Here is a 19,181-nt window from a genome sequence, read left to right as displayed (position 1 = left end):
GCCGCCGCCGACATCCGGCGGCCCTAGAACACCGGTGTGCCCTCCCGCGTCAGCCTCCAGTCCACCGAGGCGAAGTCCGCCGGGTCCAGCACCCCCTTCGCGGTCACCCACTCCGCGATCCGGGTCCGGATCTCCGTCGACTCCGACCACACCTCCTGCGCCGACGCCACGTGCGGGAACGCGCCGCCGCCGTTGGCCCGGTAGTTGTTCACCGCGAACACGAACCGCTGCCCGTCGTCCAGCGCCGCACCCTGGTACGTCAGGTTCCTGATCCGCGAGCCCGGCGCCCGGGCGATGTCGATGTCGTACGACAGACCCGACACGTAGTCGTAGTTGTAGTCCGGGCGGCCGTTCGCGTTGGTGAGCTTCTCCACGTCGACCACCGCACCGACGGCCGTCTGCACGAAGTACTCCGCCGAGTACTCCAGGTACGCCCTGAGCTGTGCTCCGGTCATCACCTTGGCGACGAGCGTGTTGTCGTAGACGTACAGGCTCGACAGGTCCCGGATCGTCACCTCGCCCGCCGGGATCTCCGACGTGCGGGAGAACGGCGACGCCTGCGAGATCACCGGCAGCGACGCGTACTCGGTGCCGGCCAGCGCCGCCTTGACCACGTCCTCCTGGACCCTGGTGATCAGGTCGATGATGGGCGCGTCCTTGTAGCGGGCCTCGACCGTCGTCAGTGTCTGCGTCGCCGTGCCCACCACCTGGTTGACGTACTCGACGACCTTCGCGTGCTCGTCGCTCAGCAGCTTGACGATCTCCGGGTCGTCGGCGACCGCGTTCGAGTTCAGCACCTTCGACGCCACCGACTCCACACTCCAGCGGCCCTTGGCGAAGACCAGCCCGATGTCGAAGACCGACAGCCGCTCCGCGTACGCCAGCGGCTCCGACAGCACCACCGTCCGCCCCGTCTTCTCGTTGACGACCTTCAGCTCCGGGATCTCCACGTGCGCGTGCCCGACCAGGATCGCGTCGATGTCCGGCACCAGCCGCGCCACGTTGGCCGCCGCGTTCTCCACGTACGGCACCTGGTCACCGTACGACGACGTGCCCGACGAACCCGAGTGAGCCGAGACGATCACCACGTCCGCGCCCATCGACTTCAGCTTCGGCACCCACTTCGCGGCCTGCTCCTCCAGCCCCGGGAACGCCAGCTTGCCCTGCACGTACGCCTTGTCCCAGATCGCGATGCCGGGGTTCGTCAGACCCAGCACCGCCACCTTCACCGGCCGCCCGCACCCCGGCGCGTGGAACGTCTTCATGAAGTACGGCGGGAAGGCCGGCCGCAGCGTCTTCGCGTCCACCGCGTTCGCGCCCAGCAGCGGGAAGTCCAGCTGCTCCTCGAACCTGCGCAGCGTCTCGATGCCGTAGTTGAACTCGTGGTTGCCGAGCGCGGCGGCGTCGAACCCGATCGCGTTCATCGCCTGCGCCATGGGGTGCACCGGGCCGCCCTCGGCGGTGATCGGGTCCACCTTCGCGTAGTAGTACGTCAGCGGCGTGCCCTGGATGGTGTCGCCCGCGTCGATCAGCAGCGTGTTGCGGCGGCCCTTCTCCGCCCGGATCCCGTTCACCAGCGTGGAGATGCGCGCCAGGCCCTGGGCGTTGCCCGCCTTGTCGGTGTACTCCGCGTCCTTGAAGTAGTCCCAGTTGAAGACGTGGCCGTGCAGGTCGGTCGTCCCCATGACGGTGAGCGAGTAGCGCCGGGGGTGCTTCCGGTCGGCCGGGGCCGGTGTGGTCGCCGCGTCGGCCGGGGCCGCAGCGGCCCCCGCGATCGCCACTCCCGCCCCGGTCGCGGCGGACTTTTTGAGGAACTTCCGGCGGTTCAACGGCATGTCTTGCTCTCCTCGCGGGACGATCACTGACGCGCGTAGATAACGCGCGTAGATTCTGACCCGGTCATGACCAGACGCAAAAGGGCCGGAGGGTTTCTTTCTGGTGACCGGAAGAAACAACTCCGGTGTCATAAGCGGCCAAGGACTGACAGTGTGGGGCGTATGACCGCACCGCACGGCACTCCCGACGCCCCCCTCCTCACCGTCCGCGGCGAAGCCGAACTGGACGCCGACCCCGACCTCGCCCGCATCACCGCCACGGTCATCGCCCGCGGCCGCGACCGCCGCACCGCCCTCGACGACCTCACCCGCCGCAACACCGCCGCCCTGGACCTCGTCAGGTCCTACGGCGACGCGGTGGCCCACCTGTCCACCGGCACCGTCTCGGTCGGCCCCGAGGTCTCCGGTCGTTCGCGCGGAGGCGTCCGCGCGTACCACGGCCGCGTCTGGGTCACCGCCGAACTCACCGACTTCACCGTCCTCGGTGAACTGGTCGCCCGCCTCGCCGACCTGGACGTCACCCGGGTCGACGGCCCGTCGTGGGACCTGCGCCCCGACTCGCCCGTCCACCGCCGGGCACGGGAGCAGGCCGTGCAGGGAGCGGTCCGGCGCGCCCGCGAGTACGCGCAGGCCCTCGGCACCACCCTCGCCGCCCTCGTCGAACTCGCCGACTCCGGCAGCCATGAGGGGCGCCCCCGGGCCGCCTTCGAACGCCGGGTCGTGCGCGCCTCCGCCGGGGGCGCCGCCGACACGCCCGAAGCCCTCGACCTGGAACCGCAGAGAATGCGGGTCAGGGCGGAGGTCACCGCACAATTCACGATGAATCCGCCAAGCCTATGAGCAGAAAGTCGCTCTGCATCGCGAAAAGGTGTCCGACTGCTCATCAGAGCACCCCGTCGCACAATTCGGCGTCCGTCAACCACCCTTAGGGCAAAGGTCGTTGGCCCGACATGTCCGGCCAAGAAACTACTCGGTGGTAAGTCGTAGGGTCGCTCCATGCGCCGAGCGAAAATCGTCTGCACCCTGGGTCCTGCCACCGACTCCTACGACCAGATCAAATCCCTGGTCGACGCCGGAATGGACATCGCCCGCTTCAACCTCAGTCACGGTTCCCACGCCGAACACGAGGAGCGCTACCAGCGGGTCCGCAAGGCCGCCGACGAGACCGGCCGCAGCGTCGGCCTCCTCGCCGACCTCCAGGGGCCGAAGATCAGACTCGGCCGCTTCGCCGAAGGGCCCGTCCTCCTGGAGCGCGGCGACACCTTCACCATCACCGTCGAGGAGGGCGTCGAGGGCGACCGCCACCAGTGCGGCACCACCTACGCCGGACTCGCCGACGACGTCACCCCCGGCGAACGCATCCTCGTCGACGACGGCAAGGTCGGCCTCGAAGTCACCGACGTCGACGGGCCCCGCGTCCGCACCACGGTCGTCGAGGGCGGGATGGTCTCCGACCACAAGGGCCTCAACCTGCCCGGAGTCGCCGTATCCGTCCCCGCGCTGGCCAAGAAGGACGAGGAGGACCTCCGCTGGGCGCTGCGCACCGGCTTCGACATCGTCGCCCTCTCCTTCGTCCGCAGCGGCCGGGACATCCGGGAGGTCCACCGGATCATGGACGAGGAGGGCCGCCGCCTCCCCGTCATCGCCAAGGTGGAGAAACCCCAGGCCGTCGACGCCATCGAGGACATCGTCGCCGCCTTCGACGGGCTCATGGTGGCCCGCGGCGACCTCGGTGTGGAGATGCCCCTCGAACAGGTCCCCATCGTCCAGAAGCGCGCCGTCAAACTGGCCAGGCGCAACGCGAAGCCGGTCATCGTGGCCACCCAGATGCTCGACTCCATGATCGAGAACAGCCGGCCCACCCGCGCGGAGGCGTCCGACGTCGCCAACGCCGTCATCGACGGCACCGACGCGGTGATGCTGTCCGGCGAGACCAGTGTCGGCAAACACGCCGTGGAATCCGTCCGCACCATGGCCAAGATCGTCGCGGCGGCGGAGGAGGACATCCTCGCCAAGGGTCTGCCCCCGCTCACCGAGAGCAGCAAACCGCGCACCCAGGGCGGTGCGGTCGCCCGTGCGGCGGCCGAGACGGGTGACTTCCTCGGCGCGAAGTTCCTCGTCGCCTTCACGCAGTCCGGCGACACCGCCCGCCGCCTCTCCCGCTATCGCTCCCCGATCCCCCTGCTCGCCTTCACCCCCGATCCGGCGACCCGCTCCCAGCTGAGCGCCAGCTGGGGTGTGGAGACCTTCCTCGGCCCCCACGTCGACTCCACGGACGCCATGGTCGACCAGGTCGACGAGCTGCTGACCCGCTACGGCCGCTGCCGTCCGGGCGACACCGTCGTCATCACCGCCGGCTCCCCGCCGGGCGTCTCCGGCTCCACGAACATGGTCCGCGTCCACCACATCGGCGAGTCCGACGCGGGCAGGTGACCGGACCAGCCGGTTGCCGCGCGCAACGAAAAGCGGAGGCTCACCTGAGTGAGCCTCCGCCAGAAGCGTGCCGGGTGCGGGATTCGAACCCGCAAGCCGTGAGGCGCGGTCTTTTGAGGACCGTGTGTATGCCGATTCCACCAACCCGGCGGGAGCCGCTGCGCGGAAGCATACCGGGTCACCACACCCCTCTGCCTCTGGGTAGGCTTCATACTCAGCAGCACAGCCCGGCCCGTACCAAGGAGCCCCCGTGACCGCCGAGTCGCCCCAGCCCGTAGACGTGCCCGACGACGACAGGTCGCACGTGCCTCCGCTGACGACCCGGGTCGTCATCGCCGAGGACGAGGCGCTCATCCGGCTGGATCTCAAAGAGATGCTGGAGGAGGAGGGCTACAGCGTCGTCGGCGAGGCCGGGGACGGTGAGCAGGCGATCGAGCTGGCCCGTGAGCACCGGCCGGACCTGGTGATCCTGGACGTGAAGATGCCGAAGATGGACGGCATCTCGGCGGCGGAGAAGATCGCCGAGGAGAGTATCGCCCCGGTGCTGATGCTGACGGCGTTCTCCCAGCGCGACCTGGTGGAGCGGGCTCGGGACGCGGGCGCCATGGCGTACCTGGTCAAGCCGTTCAGCAAGAGCGACGTGGTGCCGGCGATCGAGATGGCCGTCTCCCGGTTCACCGAGCTGAAGGAGCTGGAGAAGGAGGTCGCGGACCTCACCCAGCGCCTGGAGACGCGCAAGCTGGTGGACCGCGCGAAGTCGGTCCTGCAGACGCAGTACGGTCTGACGGAGCCGGCCGCGTTCCGGTGGATCCAGAAGACCTCGATGGATCGACGCATGTCGATGCAGCAGGTCGCGGAGGCCGTCATCCAGGACGCGGAGGAGAAGAAGACGTCCAAGGGCTGAGCGGCCCGACGCGTACGACGAGGCCCGCGCTCCCCGGAAAGCACCGGGGGCGCGGGCCTCGTCGTGTGCGGGTCAGTCCTCGCCGAGGTAGGCCTTGCGCACGGACTCGTCGTGGAGGAGGTCCTGACCGCTGCCGGACAGGACGATCTTGCCGACTTCCATGACGTGGCCGTGGTCGGCCAGGGAGAGGGCGGCCTGGGCGTTCTGCTCGATGAGCAGAATGGTGGTGCCCTGCTGCTTCAGCTCCTGAATGGTCGCCATGATCTTCTGCATCATGATCGGCGAGAGGCCCATGGAGGGCTCGTCGAGCATGAGCAGCTTGGGCCGGGACATCAGGGCGCGGCCCATGGCGAGCATCTGCTGCTCTCCGCCGGAGAGGGTTCCGGCGGCCTGCTTCCGGCGTTCCCCGAGGATGGGGAAGAGGTCGTAGGCGCGCTGGATGTCCCTCTCGATGCCGTCCTTGTCGTCCCGGAGGAAGGCGCCGAGGCGGAGGTTGTCCTCGATGGTCATCCGGGGGAAGATGTGCCGCCCCTCGGGGGAGTGGGCGAGCCCGAGGGAGACGATCTTGTGGGCGGGGATCTTCTTCAGGGACTGGCCGTCGAAGCGGATGTGACCGGAGACCGGCTGGAGGAGCCCGGACAGGGTCCTCAGGGTGGTGGTCTTGCCGGCCCCGTTGGTGCCGATGAGGGTGACGACCTCGCCCTGCTCGACGGTGAAGGAGATGCCCTTGACGGCCTCGATCTTGCCGTAGGCGACCTTGAGGTCCTCGACCTCCAGCAGTGCGGTCACTTGTCGTCCCCTTCCGTGGTGCTGTCCGCCGGGGACGCCTCGGACGCCTCCGCTTCGGACGCCTCCGTGTCGGACGCCTCCGTGTCGGACGTATCCGTTTCGTCGGCCTCCGTGTCGGACGATCCCGTGTCGTCGGCCGTCGTCCCGGACGCCGCCGCGTGGGAGGCCGCCGCCTCGGACTCGGCGGCCGCCACCTCGTCGGCCTCCTCCTTGCCGGGCGCGCCCTCGAAGGGGGTGCCGAGGTAGGCGGCGATGACGCGTTCGTCGGCCTGGACCACTTCGGCGGGGCCTTCGACGATCTTCTCGCCCTGGACGAGCACGGCGACCCGGTCGCACAGGTTCATGATGAACCGGATGTCGTGTTCGATGACGAGGATGGCGATGCCCTTGTCGCGGATCGCGAAGATGAGCTCCTCGGCGGCACGGGTCTCCTGCGGGTTCATGCCGGCCGTGGGCTCGTCCAGCAGCAGGAGCCCGGGCTCGCTGGCCAGGGCGCGGGCGATCTCCAGCTTGCGCTGCTCGCCGTAGGGGAGGTTGCGGGCGAGGTGGTCCGCCTTGGCGGCGAGACCGGTGAACTCCAGGAGTTCCATCGCCCGCTCACGGGACTTCTCCTCCGCCTTGTGGAAGGACGGCAGACGCAGGAGGGCGGACCACAGGCCCTCGCGGGTGCGGGTGTGGCGTCCCACGAGGACGTTCTCCAGAACGGTCATGTTGGCGAAGAGCCGGATGTTCTGGAAGGTGCGGGCGATGCCGGCCTGGGTGACCAGGTGCGGCTTGGGCGGCAGGACGGTGTCCTGGTACTTGACCGTGCCCTCGGTGGGGACGTACAGGCCGGTGAGGCAGTTGAAGAAGGTGGTCTTCCCGGCGCCGTTGGGCCCGATGAGGCCGACGATCTCGCCGCTGTTGACGGTGAGGTCGACGGAGCGTACGGCGGTGAGGCCGCCGAAGCGCATGGTCACGCCGCTGGCGTCGAGGACCGTGGTGGTGGTGGGTGCGGTGGTGGTCATGGCGGTCACGCCCCTGCCTTGGCCGCGCCGGTGGCGCCTTCGGGCAGCGGTTTGTCCTCCGGTACGTCGAGCTGTCCGGTGTCGTGGAATTCCAGCTGCTTGCGCCGGTCGGCGACCAGACCCTCGGGCCGGAAGCGCATCAGCAGCATCAGGGCGACGCCGAAGAGCAGCAGCTGGTAGTCGGCCATGAACTGGAGCTTGGCCGGGATGAGGTAGAGCAGGGCGGCGCCGATGAGGGGGCCGCTGATGGTGCCCATGCCGCCGAGGATGACGGCGGCGAGCAGGAAGGCCGAGTTGGGCGGCACGGGGCCGGCGAACTGGTACTGCTCGGGGGTGACGCTGTAGGAGACGTGGGCCTGGACGGTGCCGGCGAGGCCGGCGAGGCAGGCGCCGAGGGCGAAGGCCAGGAGCTTGAGGCGGAAGCCGTTGATGCCCATGGCGGTGGCGGCGGTCTCGTCCTCGCGGATGGCGACCCAGGCGCGGCCGATGCGCGACTCCGCGCTGCGGCGGAAGACGGTCACGACGATGGCCGTGAACAGCAGCATCAGCAGGTAGTAGTTGCCGGAGCGGGTCAGTTCGTGGCCGAGGACGTCGTGCGGCAGCCCGAGGTTGAATCCCAGGATCTTCAGGTCGGGGATGTTCGGGATGCCGTTGGAGCCGTTGGTGATGTCCGGTCCGCTGTTGCCGTTCAGGTTGTTCATGGTGATGCGGAAGATCTCACCGAAGCCGAGCGTCACGATGGCGAGGTAGTCGCCGCGCAGACGCAGGGTGGGAGCGCCGATCACCACGCCGAAGACGAGCGAGGCGAGGGCGCCGGTGAGGGCGGCCGCCCAGAACGGGAACTGTACGCCGATGGACGACTGCGGTGAGCCGGAGACCAGGGCGGCGGCGTAGGCGCCGACACCGAGGAACGCGACGTAGCCGAGGTCGAGGAGGCCGGCGAGGCCGACGACGACGTTGAGGCCCAGGGCGACCGTGGCGAAGATCAGGATGTTGGCGCCGATCAGCGCGAACTGGTCGTTGGTCTGGGTGAAGGGGAAGCAGATCGCGGCGGCGAAGGCGGCGGTGAGGGTGACGCTGCGGTGCTTGGCGGTGAGCGCGGACAGCTGCTTGATCAGTCCGGCCCGGGCGACGGCGAGGACGCCGAAGGCGGCGCTGACGAGGAACCCGATGAAGAGCTCGGAGTAGGTGCCGATGCCGTACGCGAAGATGTAGAGGCCGATGCCGAATCCGGCGGTGATGAGGAGGATCTCGGCCCAGGAGGGCAGGTTCTCCAGCCGGCGCGGTTCCGGGGCGGTCAGCGCGTGGCGCAGACGGCTCCAGGTGCTGGGGGCCGGTTCGTCGGCGCTGTGGGGGTGGTCGGCGGGCAGGCCGAGGGCGCTGACGGCGGCCACGAGGGCGCCGATGCCCGAGACCCAGGCGCCGGGTTCCAGGTTGACGAGGCCACCGAGGTTGTAGCTGATGGCGCCCATGGCGTAGCCGGTGGTGCCGAGGACGCCGAGGGCGCTCAGGATGACCGGGCTGTTGGTGCCGCCGGGGGTGAGCCAGCCGAGCCCCCGGACTCCGTAGCCGGAGAGGGTGAACAGCAGGGTGAGGGCGGCGCCGACCAGGGTGAGGACCTGCAGGCCGCCGGGGTAGCCGGTGACGGTGAGGTTGCCGGGGAACTCCGCGGTCCAGGTCCAGGCGAGGAAGGTGCCGACGAGGGCGACGGCCGAGCCGGCGACCACACCGGCGCGTGCCGCCGCGGGCGGCAGGGGGACGAGCGCTTCGGTCCGGGGCCCGGAGTCGGGGGTGGTCCCCGAGGTCATGTCGGGAGAGGTGCTGGTGGTCATGGGTATCACGCCCGATCCGCGACGCGTTCGCCGAGCAGGCCCTGCGGTCTGAAGAGCAGGACGAGGATGAGCAGGGCGAACGCCCACACGTCCTTCCAGGCGCCGCCGCCGAAGAGGTCCATGCCGGGGATGTCGCCGATGTAGCCGGTGGCGAGGGATTCGGCGAGACCGAGGACGACGCCGCCGAGCATGGCGCCGTAGATGTTGCCGATGCCACCGAGGACGGCCGCGGTGAAGGCCTTCAGACCCATCAGGAAGCCCATGCGGAAGCCGACTTGGCCGTTCTTGAGGCCGTAGGCGACGGCGGCGATGGCGGCGAAGGCGGCACCGATGGCGAAGGCCATGACGATGATGCGGTCGGTGTTGATGCCCATGAGCTTGGCCGTGTCGGGGTCCTGCGCCGTGGCCTGCATGCCGCGGCCGGCGCGGGTCTTGCTGACGAAGAGGGCCAGGGCGGCCATGCACAGCGGGGCGGCTATCAGGACGAAGAGGTCACCGCGCTGGATGTTGGCGCCGAGGAAGTCGAAGGGCGCTCCCGAGAACTGCGGGAAGGGCCGGTCCTTCTTCGCGTCGGGGTACCACTTCCACACGGCCTGCTGGAGCACGATGGACAGGCCGATGGCGGTGATGAGGGGCGCGAGGCGGGGGGCGGTACGCAGAGGGCGGTAGGCGAACCGTTCCGCCGCGGTGGCGACGGCGACGGACACGATGACGCCGCCGAGGATCATGAGGGGGATGGCGGCGCCGAGCGCGAAGCCGCTGGGGAGGACGAGCCAGACGGTGAGGGCCCCGAAGCCCCCGACCATGAAGATCTCGCCGTGGGCGAAGTTGATGAGCTGGACGATGCCGTAGACCATCGTGTAGCCGATCGCGATGAGTCCGTACATCGCGCCGAGGATGAGTCCATTGGCCAGCTGTTGCGGCAGTTCTTGCACCGCAGGGCCTCCGTGGAGTGGTTCGGATACGGCGCCGCGCGGGAGCGCTGGTGGGCGCTGCCCGCGCGGCCTGGATCAATGTGTGCGGGGGTGTGTGTCTGCCGTCCCTGCTCAGTCCAGCTTGGGCGAGGCGCTGTACTCGGGGGCCCAGGCGTTGCTCTTGATCTTGTAGGCGGTCATCAGGGTGTTGGTGGTGTCACCGAACTCGTCGAACGAGATGGTGCCGGTGACGCCGTCGAACTTGACCTTGCTCATGGCGTCCAGGACCGCCTTGCGGCCGTCCGCCGGGACCTTGCCGCCGTTGCCGTCGACGGCCAGCTTGACGGCCTCGATGATGGACCAGGTGGCGTCGTAGGTCAGGCCGCCGTAGGCCTCGTAGGCGTCCTCGTAGTTCTCCGCCTTGTAGTTCTTGATGAAGGTCTGCGCGGAGTCGAGCTGCTCGACGGGCTTGCCGACGGAGGTGGCGAGGTCACCCTCGGCCTTCTTGTTCAGCTTGGGGTACTCGCCGGAGTAGATCCCGTCGCCGCCCATCAGCGGGATGTTCTGGCCGCTGTCCTTGAGCTGCTGGCTCAGGGGCGCGGCGGCCGGGTACTCGCCGCCGTAGTACAGGGCCTCGGCACCGGTCTTCTTGATCTTGGTGACGACGGCGTTGAAGTCACGGTCGTCGGGGTTGATGTGGTCCGAACCGACGATGGTGCCGCCGAGCTTGGTGAAGTTCGCCTTGAAGGAGGCGGCCAGGCCCGCGCCGTAGGTCTTCTGGTCGTCGATCAGGTAGACCTTCTTCTTGCCCGCCTTGGTGAAGAGGTAGTCGGCGGCGAACGCGCCCTGGACCTCGTCGGTGGTGGCGGTACGGAAGAACGTCTTGAACGGGCGGACGGAGTTGCCCGTCTTCCAGCCGTCGCCCTGGGTCAGCTCGGTGCCGGTGTTGGCGGGCGAGACCTGGACCAGGCCGGCGTCGCTGAACGGCTTCTGCATCTGCTGGGAGACGCTGGAGTTCAGCGGGCCGACGACGCCGAGGACGGCCTTGTCGCTGATGAACTTCTGGGCGTTCTGCTGGCCCACGGAGGGCTGCGCCTGGTCGTCGAGGGATTCGAGTTTGAACTCGACGCCCTTGACGTACTCCTGCTTGTTGGCGGTCTTGACCGCGAGGTCGGCGGAGTTGCGGATGCCGAGGCCCAGGGCAGAGAGGTCGCCGGACAGCGGGGCGTCGAGGCCGATGACGACAGTGGTCTTGCCGCCACCACCGCCGCTGTCTCCGCTGTCGTCGCGCGACCCACATGCGGTGAGCGTGAGCGAGCCCGCCGCGAGCGCCGCGGTGAGGGCTATGAGCGAACGTTGACGCACGAATCAGTCCTTTCCCTGGCACGGCGGCCCTCCACAGGGTCGCGCCGAGTCGAGCGCTGGACCGAAGGGGCTTCGAATCCGGTGGCGCGGTGACTGGCCGTGACTCTAAGCGTGTGTGGGGAAGGTGGAGGAGTATCTGACGGAGGCTGTGACTCTCTTGTTATGACACGAGGTAATGCAGAGCGGTACTGAGTGGGTGGAACAACGGAATTCCAGCCGATTCGCCCTGTCCACATGGTGAGAACTCCCAGGACCGGCGCGGGTGTGTTCAGGTGTCTCGGGCGTTTTGGTGATTACCTGGAATCGTTGCTGCGGGCTACTTCCGGGGCCTTCGAGGACTCCTGGGTAAAGCGTTCCCCAAGGATGAAAGGGCCTTCTGCATTGCGCGCGTATTACGCACAGTTACGCGGGGGAAAGGGGGTCGGTGTTCCCCGCTGATTTTCCCGCATTCCGCCCCATGCTTGGTGATGAACCGTCAGGGCGGAGGAAACCGGGCGGAATCCGGGCGCGGAAGCGCCGGGTCGGGGAGCAACAGGTGTGCCGGGGGCGGCGGTTGCGCCCCCGGCACGGTCGGTGCGTCGGTCGGCCCGGGTCAGCGCGCCGGCCGCGCGGGCGCCTCGTCGCCCGGACGCACGTCCCGCAGCATGCAGGTCAGCCGCGCCGTGCACACCCGCCGCCCGCCCTCGTCGCTGATCACGATCTCGTACGTAGCCGTGGAGCGGCCGCGGTGCACCGGCGTGGCCACGCCGGTGACCAGACCGGAGCGGACCCCGCGGTGATGCGTGCAGTTGAGGTCGACCCCCACGGCGATCTTGGCGCTGCCGCCGTGCAGCATCGAACCGACCGAGCCCAGGGTCTCGGCGAGCACGGCCGAGGCGCCGCCGTGCAGCAGGCCGTAGGGCTGGGTGTTGCCCTCGACGGGCATCGTCCCGACGACCCGCTCGGCCGACGCTTCGACGATCTGCACGCCCATCCGCGTGCCCAGGTGGCCGGCCGAGAACAGGGCGGGCAGGTCGACGCCGAGCGCGGCGTACTCGTCGAGGACCTCCTGCGGGAACTTCACATGCTGCTGCTCGCCCATGGGCCCGGCTCCGTTCGTCGTCGTACGTCAGGCAACTCCTGAGCAAACGCTCAGTCGGCCGCCGATTGTTCCAGACGGACCACGACGGACTTGCTGGCCGGGGTGTTGCTGGTGTCCGCGGTCGCGTCCAGCGGCACCAGGACGTTGGTCTCGGGGTAGTACGCGGCGGCGCAGCCCCGCGCGGTCGGATAGACGACCACCCGGAAACCCGGCGCCCGCCGCTCCACCCCGTCCCTCCACTCGCTCACCAGATCGACGTACGAGCCGTCCGCGACGCCCAGCTCCCGCGCGTCCCCGGCGTTCACCAGGACCACCCGCCGGCCGCCCCGGATGCCCCGGTAGCGGTCGTCCAGGCCGTAGATCGTGGTGTTGTACTGGTCGTGCGAGCGCAGGGTCTGCAGCAGCAGCCGGCCCTCGGGCAGCTGCGGGAACTCCACCGGCGCGGCGGTGAAGTTGGCCTTGCCGGTGGCCGTCGGGAAGCGGCGCTCGTCGCGCGGGGCGTGCGGCAGCGCGAAGCCGCCCGGGCGGGCCACCCGCGCGTTGAAGTCCTCGAACCCGGGGACCACCCGCGCGATGCGGTCACGGATCGCCCCGTAGTCCTCCTCGAACTCCTCCCACGGCACCGAGCTGCGCTCGCCGAGCACCCGCCGGGCCAGCCGGCACACGATGGCCGGCTCGGACAGCAGGTGGGGGCTCGCCGGCTCCAGCCGGCCCCGGGAGGCGTGCACCATGCCCATGGAGTCCTCCACGGTGACGAACTGCTCGCCGCCGCCGCGCACGTCGCGCTCGGTGCGCCCGAGCGTCGGCAGGATCAGCGCCCGCGCGCCCGTGACCACGTGCGAGCGGTTGAGCTTGGTCGACACGTGCACGGTGAGCCGGGCCCGGCGCATCGCGGCCTCGGTGACCTCCGTGTCGGGAGAGGCGGCGACGAAGTTGCCGCCCATCGCGAAGAACACCTTGGCCTCGCCGTCGCGCAGCGCCCGGATCGCCCGCACGACGTCATAGCCGTGCTCGCGCGGGGGAACGAACCCGAACTCCTTCTCCAGGGCGTCCAGGAAGGCGGGCGCCGGACGCTCGAAGATGCCCATGGTGCGGTCGCCCTGCACGTTGGAGTGGCCGCGCACCGGACACACCCCCGCCCCCGGGCGGCCGATGTTCCCGCGCAGCAGGAGGAAGTTGACGACCTCGCGGATGGTCGGCACCGAGTGTTTGTGCTGGGTCAGGCCCATCGCCCAGCACACGATGGTCCGCTTCGAGGCGAGGACCATGTCCAGGGCCTGCTCGACCCGGTCACGGGTCAGGCCGGTCGCGGCCAGCGTCGCCTCCCAGTCGGCGCCGCGGGCGGCCGCCGCGAACTCCTCGTAGCCGTGCGTGTGGTCGCGCACGAACCCTTCGTCGACGGCGCCCTCCGTCTCCAGGATCAGCTTGTTGAGGAGGCGGAAGAGGGCCTGGTCGCCGCCGATGCGGATCTGCAGGAACAGGTCGGTGAGCGCCGCGCCCGCGGTGAGCCCCTTCGCCGTCTGCGGGTTCTTGAACCGCTGCAGGCCGGCCTCGGGCAGCGGGTTGACCGTGATGATCCGCGCCCCGTTCGCCTTGGCCCTCTCCAGCGCGGAGAGCATCCGCGGGTGGTTGGTGCCAGGGTTCTGCCCGGCGACGATGATCAGATCGGCCTGGTACAGGTCCTCCAGCAGGACACTGCCCTTGCCGACGCCGATCGTCTCCGACAGCGCCGAGCCGGACGACTCGTGGCACATGTTGGAGCAGTCCGGCAGGTTGTTCGTGCCCAGTTCGCGCGCGAAGAGCTGGTACAGGAACGCGGCCTCGTTGCTGGTGCGGCCGGAGGTGTAGAAGACGGCCTCGTCGGGGGAGCCGAGGGCGGCGATCTCCTCGGCGACGATGCCGAAGGCGCGCTCCCAGGTGACCGGCTCGTAGTGCGTGCCGCCCTCGGGCAGGTACACGGGGTGGGTGAGCCGGCCCTGCTGGCCGAGCCAGTAGCCGCTGCGGGTCGCGAGGTCGGCCACCGGGTGCGCGGCGAAGAACTCCGGGGTGACCCGGCGCAGGGTCGCCTCCTCGGCGACCGCCTTCGCGCCGTTCTCGCAGAACTCCGCCCGGTGCCGGTGGTCCGGCTCGGGCCAGGCGCAGCCCGGACAGTCGAAGCCGTCCTTCTGGTTGACCCGCAGCAGGGTCAGCGCCGTGCGCTTCACACCCATCTGCTCTCGGGCCATCCGCAGGGTGTGCCCGATGGCCGGCAGCCCCGCCGCCGCGTGCTGCGGCTCGTCGACCCGCGGTGCGTCCTGAACCGGGTCGGCCTTGGGCGGCTTCGATGCCATCGCACGCTCTCCTTCGACTGCGCGGGTGCGCTCCCGCGGTACGCCATCGATCCTCGCACGGGGCACCGACAGGGGCCGGTCCCCGGTCGGGTACGGGGGAGGGCTCGGCGGTGGGCCGGCGGTGGTCGTTTCCCGGCGGTGGGGCGTCGAGCGGTGTGGCGTGGCGGGGCAGGGCCGCGTGGAGGGGAGTGCGGGGGCGAGGGGAGCGCGGGCGGCGTGGAGGGGAGTGGCGGGGCGGGGCGCGCACCGGTCCGGTGACCGGCATGCCGGCGGGGGCGCCCGCTCACGGCCCGGAAGGGCGGACCGCGCCCGGCGGCGGGAGCCGCATCCGGGCGCCGGCTCCGGCGTGCGAAGCCGGCCGGTGGCGGCCGAGTGTCAGTGGGGCGTGGCAGGATCGGGGGCGTGGCAGAGACAGCATCGAAGAAGACCGACACCCCTTCCGGCGGCAGCCGCCCGCGCCTGATGCTCATGGACGGGCACTCGCTGGCCTACCGCGCGTTCTTCGCGCTGCCCGCGGAGAACTTCACCACCGCGACGGGCCAGCCGACGAACGCGATCTACGGCTTCGCGTCGATGCTGGCCAACACCCTGCGTGACGAGGCACCCACCCACTTCGCGGTCGCCTTCGACGTCTCCCGCAAGACCTGGCGCTCCGAGGAGTTCACGGAGTACAAGGCGAACCGTTCCAAGACACCGGACGAGTTCCGGGGCCAGGTGGAGCTGATCGGCGAGCTGCTCGACGCGATGCACGCCCAGCGCTTCGCCGTCGACGGCTTCGAGGCCGACGACATCATCGCCACGCTCGCGACCAGGGCCGAGGCCGAGGGCTACGAGGTGCTGATCGTCACCGGCGACCGCGACAACTTCCAGCTGATCACCGACAACGTCACGGTGCTGTACCCCACCAAGGGCGTCTCCGAGCTGACCCGGTTCACCCCGGAGAAGGTGATCGAGAAGTACGGCCTGACGCCCGCCCAGTACCCCGACTTCGCGGCCCTGCGCGGCGACCCCTCCGACAACCTCCCCGGAATCCCCGGCGTCGGAGAGAAGACCGCCGCCAAGTGGATCAACCAGTTCGGTTCGTTCGCGCAGCTGGTCGAGCGTGTCGACGAGGTCAAGGGCAAGGCCGGCCAGAACCTCCGCGACCACCTGGAGGCGGTCAAGCTCAACCGCCGCCTGACCGAGATGGTCCGCACCGTGGAGCTGGACCGCACGGTCGCCGACCTGGAGCGCGCGCCCTACGACCGCAAGGCCGTCGCGATGGTCCTGGACACCCTGGAGATCCGCAACCCGTCACTGCGCGAGCGCCTCCTCGCCGTCGACCCCGGTGCCGAGGAGGCCGAGACGACGCCGGTCGTCGCGGCCGGCGTGGAGCTGGACGGCACGGTGCTCGGCACCGGGGAGCTGGCCGGCTGGCTCACCGAGCACGCCACCGGCACCCTCGGCGTGGCCACGGTCGACACCTGGGCGCTGGGCGCCGGCTCGGTCGCCGAGATCGCGCTCGCCGCGGCCGGCGGCGCGGCCGCCTGGTTCGACCCGGCCCAGCTGGACGAGGCCGACGACAGGGCGTGGGCGGCCTGGCTCGCCGACGCCGACCAGGGCAAGATCTTCCACAACGTCAAGGGCGCGATGCGGGTCTTCGCCGAGCACGGCTGGAGCATCGCCGGTGTCGCCATGGACACCGCCCTCGCCGCCTACCTGGTCAAGCCCGGACGCCGCTCCTTCGACCTGGACGCGCTCTCCCTGGAGTACCTGGGACGCGAACTCGCCCCGGCGGCGGCCGCCGACGGCCAGCTGGCCTTCGGCGCGGACGAGGGTGCCGAGGCCGAGGCGCTCATGGTGCAGGCCCGCGCGATCCTCGACCTCGGCGAGGCGTTCCGAGGCCGCCTGGAGGACGTCGGCGCGGCCGACCTGCTGCGCGACATGGAGCTGCCCACCTCGGCGCTGCTCGCCCGCATGGAGCGGCACGGCATCGCGGCCGACCGGGCCCACCTGGAGGCCATGGAGCAGCTGTTCGCCGGCGCCGTCCAGCAGGCCGTGAAGGAGGCCCACGCGGCCGCCGGGCGCGAGTTCAACCTGGGCTCGCCCAAGCAGCTCCAGGAAGTCCTCTTCGGCGAACTGGGCCTGCCCAGGACCAAGAAGACCAAGACCGGTTACACCACCGACGCCGACGCCCTGGCCTGGCTCGCCACCCAGACGGACAACGAACTGCCCGTCATCATGCTCCGCCACCGCGAGCAGGCGAAGCTGCGGGTGACCGTCGAGGGCCTGATCAAGACCATCGCGGCGGACGGCCGCATCCACACCACCTTCAACCAGACGGTGGCGGCCACCGGACGGCTGTCCTCCACCGACCCCAACCTGCAGAACATCCCGGTCCGCACCGACGAGGGCCGCGCCATCCGTCGCGGCTTCGTCGTCGGCGGGGGCTACGAGTCCCTCATGACCGCGGACTACAGCCAGATCGAGCTGCGCGTCATGGCCCACCTCTCCGAGGACGCGGGCCTCATCGAGGCGTTCACCTCCGGCGAGGACCTGCACACCACCGCCGCGTCCCAGGTGTTCGGCGTCGAGCACTCGGCCGTGGACGCCGAGATGCGCCGCAAGATCAAGGCGATGTCGTACGGCCTGGCCTACGGCCTGTCGGCGTTCGGCCTGTCCCAGCAGCTGAACATCGAGGCCGCCGAGGCGCGCGCCCTGATGGACGCGTACTTCGACCGCTTCGGTGGCGTGCGGGACTATCTGCACCGGGTCGTCGACGAGGCGCGGGCGACCGGGTACACGGCGACCCTCTTCGGACGCCGCCGCTACCTGCCCGACCTCAACAGCGACAACCGGCAGCGCCGTGAGGCCGCCGAGCGGATGGCCCTCAACGCGCCCATCCAGGGCACGGCGGCGGACATCGTGAAGATCGCCATGCTGAAGGTGGACGGTGCCCTGCGCGAGGCGAACCTGAAGTCCCGGATGCTGCTGCAGGTCCACGACGAGATCGTCCTGGAGATCGCCCCCGGCGAGCGCGCGGCCGTGGAGGAGCTGGTCCGCCACCGGATGACCGAGGCGGTCCGGCTGCGGGCTCCCCTCGACGTCTCGGTGGGCGCGGGCTCCGACTGGGAGTCCGCCGCCCACTGACACCCTTCCGAGGGGCGGTCCGACACCCTTCCGAGGGGCGAACCCCACCGTAGGGACGGGCACCCGGCCGCCCCGCCCGTCCCTGCGCCCCCGCGCGTCCCCGCCTCCCGACCGCCTTCGCGCACCGCGGGCCGGCCACCGGTGCCCCCGGCCCGCACCCGCCGCCGCACCGCGGGCTCCCTCACCCGCGTGGCCCCCGCCGAAAGGCCCCCGCCCCCACCGCCCGCCAGGATGCCGCCATGGGTATACGCATGCTTCACCGCCGGACGGCTACCGCACGCGTTGACGCCACGGCGACCGCAGACACGCAGGTCAACCCCGACGCGGCCCCCTCCGGGCCACTCCGCGCGGTCGCCCTCGGCGCCGCCGCCCCCCGCCTCCCCGCAACCCCGCGCACGCTGCTCCGCGACACCACCGCCCCCGTGCGCCGACGGCTCGACCGCCTCCGGGACGGCACGGCGTGGCAACTGGCCCGCGGCTGCGCCGACCTCGCGCTCGGCGCCCTGAACCGGCTCCCCAGGCCGCGCACCCTGCGCCGTACCCGGCGCTCCCTGACGGTGTTCATCGCGTCGGCGGACCGCCCGGCACCACGCTGACCGCCGCCGCCGCCTCCGCCTCCGCCTCCGCCTCCGCGTTCGGCGCTCCGGTGCCTCCCGGGCCCGGGGCGGCCGGACGACGCACCCGCACCGCGACGGCGTACCCGAGGAGCCCGGCGGCCAGCCCGGCGCCCGCTCCGAAGCACACCGTGGGGACGACCTCCCACAGCTCGTCCCGGGGCCCCCGGCCGTCCCACCACACGGTCGCCCGCCGTGCCGCCGCCGCCAGCGCACAGCCCCCGACCAGCACCCCGGCCCACCAACGGACCCGGACCGACAGCATGGGCACACCGGTCGGCCCGCACGACGGCGCACGCCGCAGCGCGCGGCCGACGAACACCGCGATCACCCCGGCCGCGACCACCGAACCGCCGTACTGCAGACACCGGTACAGCGGTGAACCGGCCACCGTCCCGCCCAGCACCGGGAACAGCCGCACGCCCCACCGGCCGTGATGGGTGAACGCGTCCCACACCACGTGGGTCAGCGCACCGAGCGCGGCGGAGACGTACCACCACAGCAGGAGAGGCGGCCGTACCCGTGCGCGGGGCGCACCGCAGCGCGTCAGGGCGGCCACCGGCCCCTGCCGCTCCCGCGGCGCCAGCGCCACCAGCGGCTCGCGCACCAGCAGCCACAGCGCCGTCAGCAGCCAGGCGACGAGCACGTCGACGGTGAACACCCCGGCGACGGAGTGGGTGACGTCCCCGAACCCCATCGCGCCGGGTACGGCACTTGCCGCGTAATAGGTCATGTCGGGAGCGAAGGAACCCGAGACGAGGACGGCCGGCACCAGCCGCGCCCGTCCGCTGCCGTCGGCGCGCACGGCGGGCAGCACCGCCGCCGCATGACTCAGGGTGAACGGCAACACGGCTCCCGGGAAAGGACGTTGACGGGCCGGCGGACCCGCCGACCGGCCCGCCCAGTATGCGTGAGCCGGCCGAGCCCCCATGCGCCCGGCCCGCCGGG

Annotated in this window: 14 protein-coding genes and 1 tRNA gene; 5 read left to right on the top strand and 10 right to left on the bottom strand. The window is 70.8% G+C overall.

All coding sequences use genetic code 11. The features are described from left to right. Positions 1-23: 23 nt before the first annotated feature. Complete coding sequence (locus AC3ET3_RS10860) at positions 24-1,835, bottom strand: bifunctional metallophosphatase/5'-nucleotidase (RefSeq protein ID WP_435612029.1); 1,812 nt, start codon at positions 1,833-1,835, stop codon at positions 24-26. Between the two features lie 162 nt (positions 1,836-1,997). Between AC3ET3_RS10860 and AC3ET3_RS10855 the strand changes: the two genes are divergently transcribed. Continuing rightward, a complete protein-coding gene (locus tag AC3ET3_RS10855) occupies positions 1,998-2,675 on the top strand; it encodes an SIMPL domain-containing protein (protein ID WP_432136018.1) in 678 nt (225 codons plus the stop codon). A gap of 156 nt (positions 2,676-2,831) precedes the next feature. Then, positions 2,832-4,268 (top strand): pyruvate kinase, encoded by a 1,437-nt coding sequence (gene pyk / locus AC3ET3_RS10850; RefSeq protein ID WP_432136019.1) that lies wholly within the window; start codon positions 2,832-2,834, stop codon positions 4,266-4,268. Positions 4,269-4,336: 68 nt separating this feature from the next. Here pyk and AC3ET3_RS10845 read toward each other — a convergent pair. Beyond that, a tRNA-Leu gene (locus AC3ET3_RS10845) sits at positions 4,337-4,418 on the bottom strand. A gap of 100 nt (positions 4,419-4,518) precedes the next feature. Here AC3ET3_RS10845 and AC3ET3_RS10840 point away from each other — a divergent pair. Then, the gene (locus tag AC3ET3_RS10840) at positions 4,519-5,172 is read left to right on the top strand and encodes an ANTAR domain-containing response regulator (RefSeq protein ID WP_432136020.1); all 654 of its coding nucleotides are present in this window, start codon (positions 4,519-4,521) and stop codon (positions 5,170-5,172) included. Between the two features lie 72 nt (positions 5,173-5,244). Here the strand turns inward: AC3ET3_RS10840 and AC3ET3_RS10835 are convergent, their stop codons facing one another. From AC3ET3_RS10835 to AC3ET3_RS10805, 7 genes are all read right to left on the bottom strand, one after another. Next, positions 5,245-5,961: an ABC transporter ATP-binding protein gene (locus AC3ET3_RS10835; protein ID WP_432136021.1), complete on the bottom strand. Its 717-nt coding sequence runs from the start codon at positions 5,959-5,961 to the stop codon at positions 5,245-5,247. After that, positions 5,958-6,968 (bottom strand): ABC transporter ATP-binding protein, encoded by a 1,011-nt coding sequence (locus AC3ET3_RS10830; protein WP_435612028.1) that lies wholly within the window; start codon positions 6,966-6,968, stop codon positions 5,958-5,960. The genes AC3ET3_RS10835 and AC3ET3_RS10830 overlap by 4 nt, the downstream gene beginning before the upstream one ends. Positions 6,969-6,973: 5 nt before the next feature. After that, entirely contained in the window at positions 6,974-8,800 is a 1,827-nt protein-coding gene (locus AC3ET3_RS10825) for a branched-chain amino acid ABC transporter permease (protein WP_432136023.1), read from the bottom strand. A gap of 5 nt (positions 8,801-8,805) precedes the next feature. Beyond that, positions 8,806-9,735: a branched-chain amino acid ABC transporter permease gene (locus tag AC3ET3_RS10820; RefSeq protein WP_432136024.1), complete on the bottom strand. Its 930-nt coding sequence runs from the start codon at positions 9,733-9,735 to the stop codon at positions 8,806-8,808. 111 nt (positions 9,736-9,846) lie between these two features. Then, entirely contained in the window at positions 9,847-11,079 is a 1,233-nt protein-coding gene (locus AC3ET3_RS10815) for a branched-chain amino acid ABC transporter substrate-binding protein (protein WP_432136025.1), read from the bottom strand. 592 nt (positions 11,080-11,671) lie between these two features. Beyond that, a complete protein-coding gene (locus AC3ET3_RS10810) occupies positions 11,672-12,160 on the bottom strand; it encodes a hotdog fold thioesterase (RefSeq protein ID WP_432136026.1) in 489 nt (162 codons plus the stop codon). A 50-nt stretch (positions 12,161-12,210) separates the two neighbouring features. Next, entirely contained in the window at positions 12,211-14,490 is a 2,280-nt protein-coding gene (locus AC3ET3_RS10805; protein WP_435612027.1) for an FdhF/YdeP family oxidoreductase, read from the bottom strand. A 402-nt stretch (positions 14,491-14,892) separates the two neighbouring features. Between AC3ET3_RS10805 and polA the strand changes: the two genes are divergently transcribed. Beyond that, positions 14,893-17,619, top strand: coding sequence for a DNA polymerase I (polA, locus tag AC3ET3_RS10800; protein WP_432156597.1), 2,727 nt, complete (start codon positions 14,893-14,895; stop codon positions 17,617-17,619). 239 nt (positions 17,620-17,858) lie between these two features. Next, a complete protein-coding gene (locus AC3ET3_RS10795; protein ID WP_432136029.1) occupies positions 17,859-18,215 on the top strand; it encodes a hypothetical protein in 357 nt (118 codons plus the stop codon). On the opposite strand, the gene AC3ET3_RS10790 is transcribed toward AC3ET3_RS10795, so the two are convergent. Then, positions 18,181-19,080, bottom strand: a complete 900-nt coding sequence (locus AC3ET3_RS10790) for a DUF4184 family protein (protein ID WP_435612026.1) — start codon at positions 19,078-19,080, stop codon at positions 18,181-18,183. The two genes, AC3ET3_RS10795 and AC3ET3_RS10790, sit on opposite strands and share 35 nt — an antisense overlap. Positions 19,081-19,181 lie beyond the last annotated feature (101 nt).

The sequence above is a fragment of the Streptomyces sp. bgisy159 genome, assembly GCF_057707805.1.
This window is presented reverse-complemented; position numbering and strand designations above follow the sequence as displayed.

Excerpts from the sequence above, each read along its gene's own strand:
- AC3ET3_RS10860 (WP_435612029.1), bottom strand. The coding sequence starts at position 1,835 with ATGCCGTTGAACCGCCGGAAGTTCCTCAAAAAGTCCGCCGCGACCGGG.
- AC3ET3_RS10855 (WP_432136018.1), top strand. The coding sequence starts at position 1,998 with ATGACCGCACCGCACGGCACTCCCGACGCCCCCCTCCTCACCGTCCGC.
- pyk (WP_432136019.1), top strand. The coding sequence starts at position 2,832 with ATGCGCCGAGCGAAAATCGTCTGCACCCTGGGTCCTGCCACCGACTCC.
- AC3ET3_RS10830 (WP_435612028.1), bottom strand. The coding sequence starts at position 6,968 with ATGACCACCACCGCACCCACCACCACCACGGTCCTCGACGCCAGCGGC.
- AC3ET3_RS10825 (WP_432136023.1), bottom strand. The coding sequence starts at position 8,800 with ATGACCACCAGCACCTCTCCCGACATGACCTCGGGGACCACCCCCGAC.
- AC3ET3_RS10810 (WP_432136026.1), bottom strand. The coding sequence starts at position 12,160 with ATGGGCGAGCAGCAGCATGTGAAGTTCCCGCAGGAGGTCCTCGACGAG.
- AC3ET3_RS10805 (WP_435612027.1), bottom strand. The coding sequence starts at position 14,490 with ATGGCATCGAAGCCGCCCAAGGCCGACCCGGTTCAGGACGCACCGCGG.
- AC3ET3_RS10795 (WP_432136029.1), top strand. The coding sequence starts at position 17,859 with ATGGGTATACGCATGCTTCACCGCCGGACGGCTACCGCACGCGTTGAC.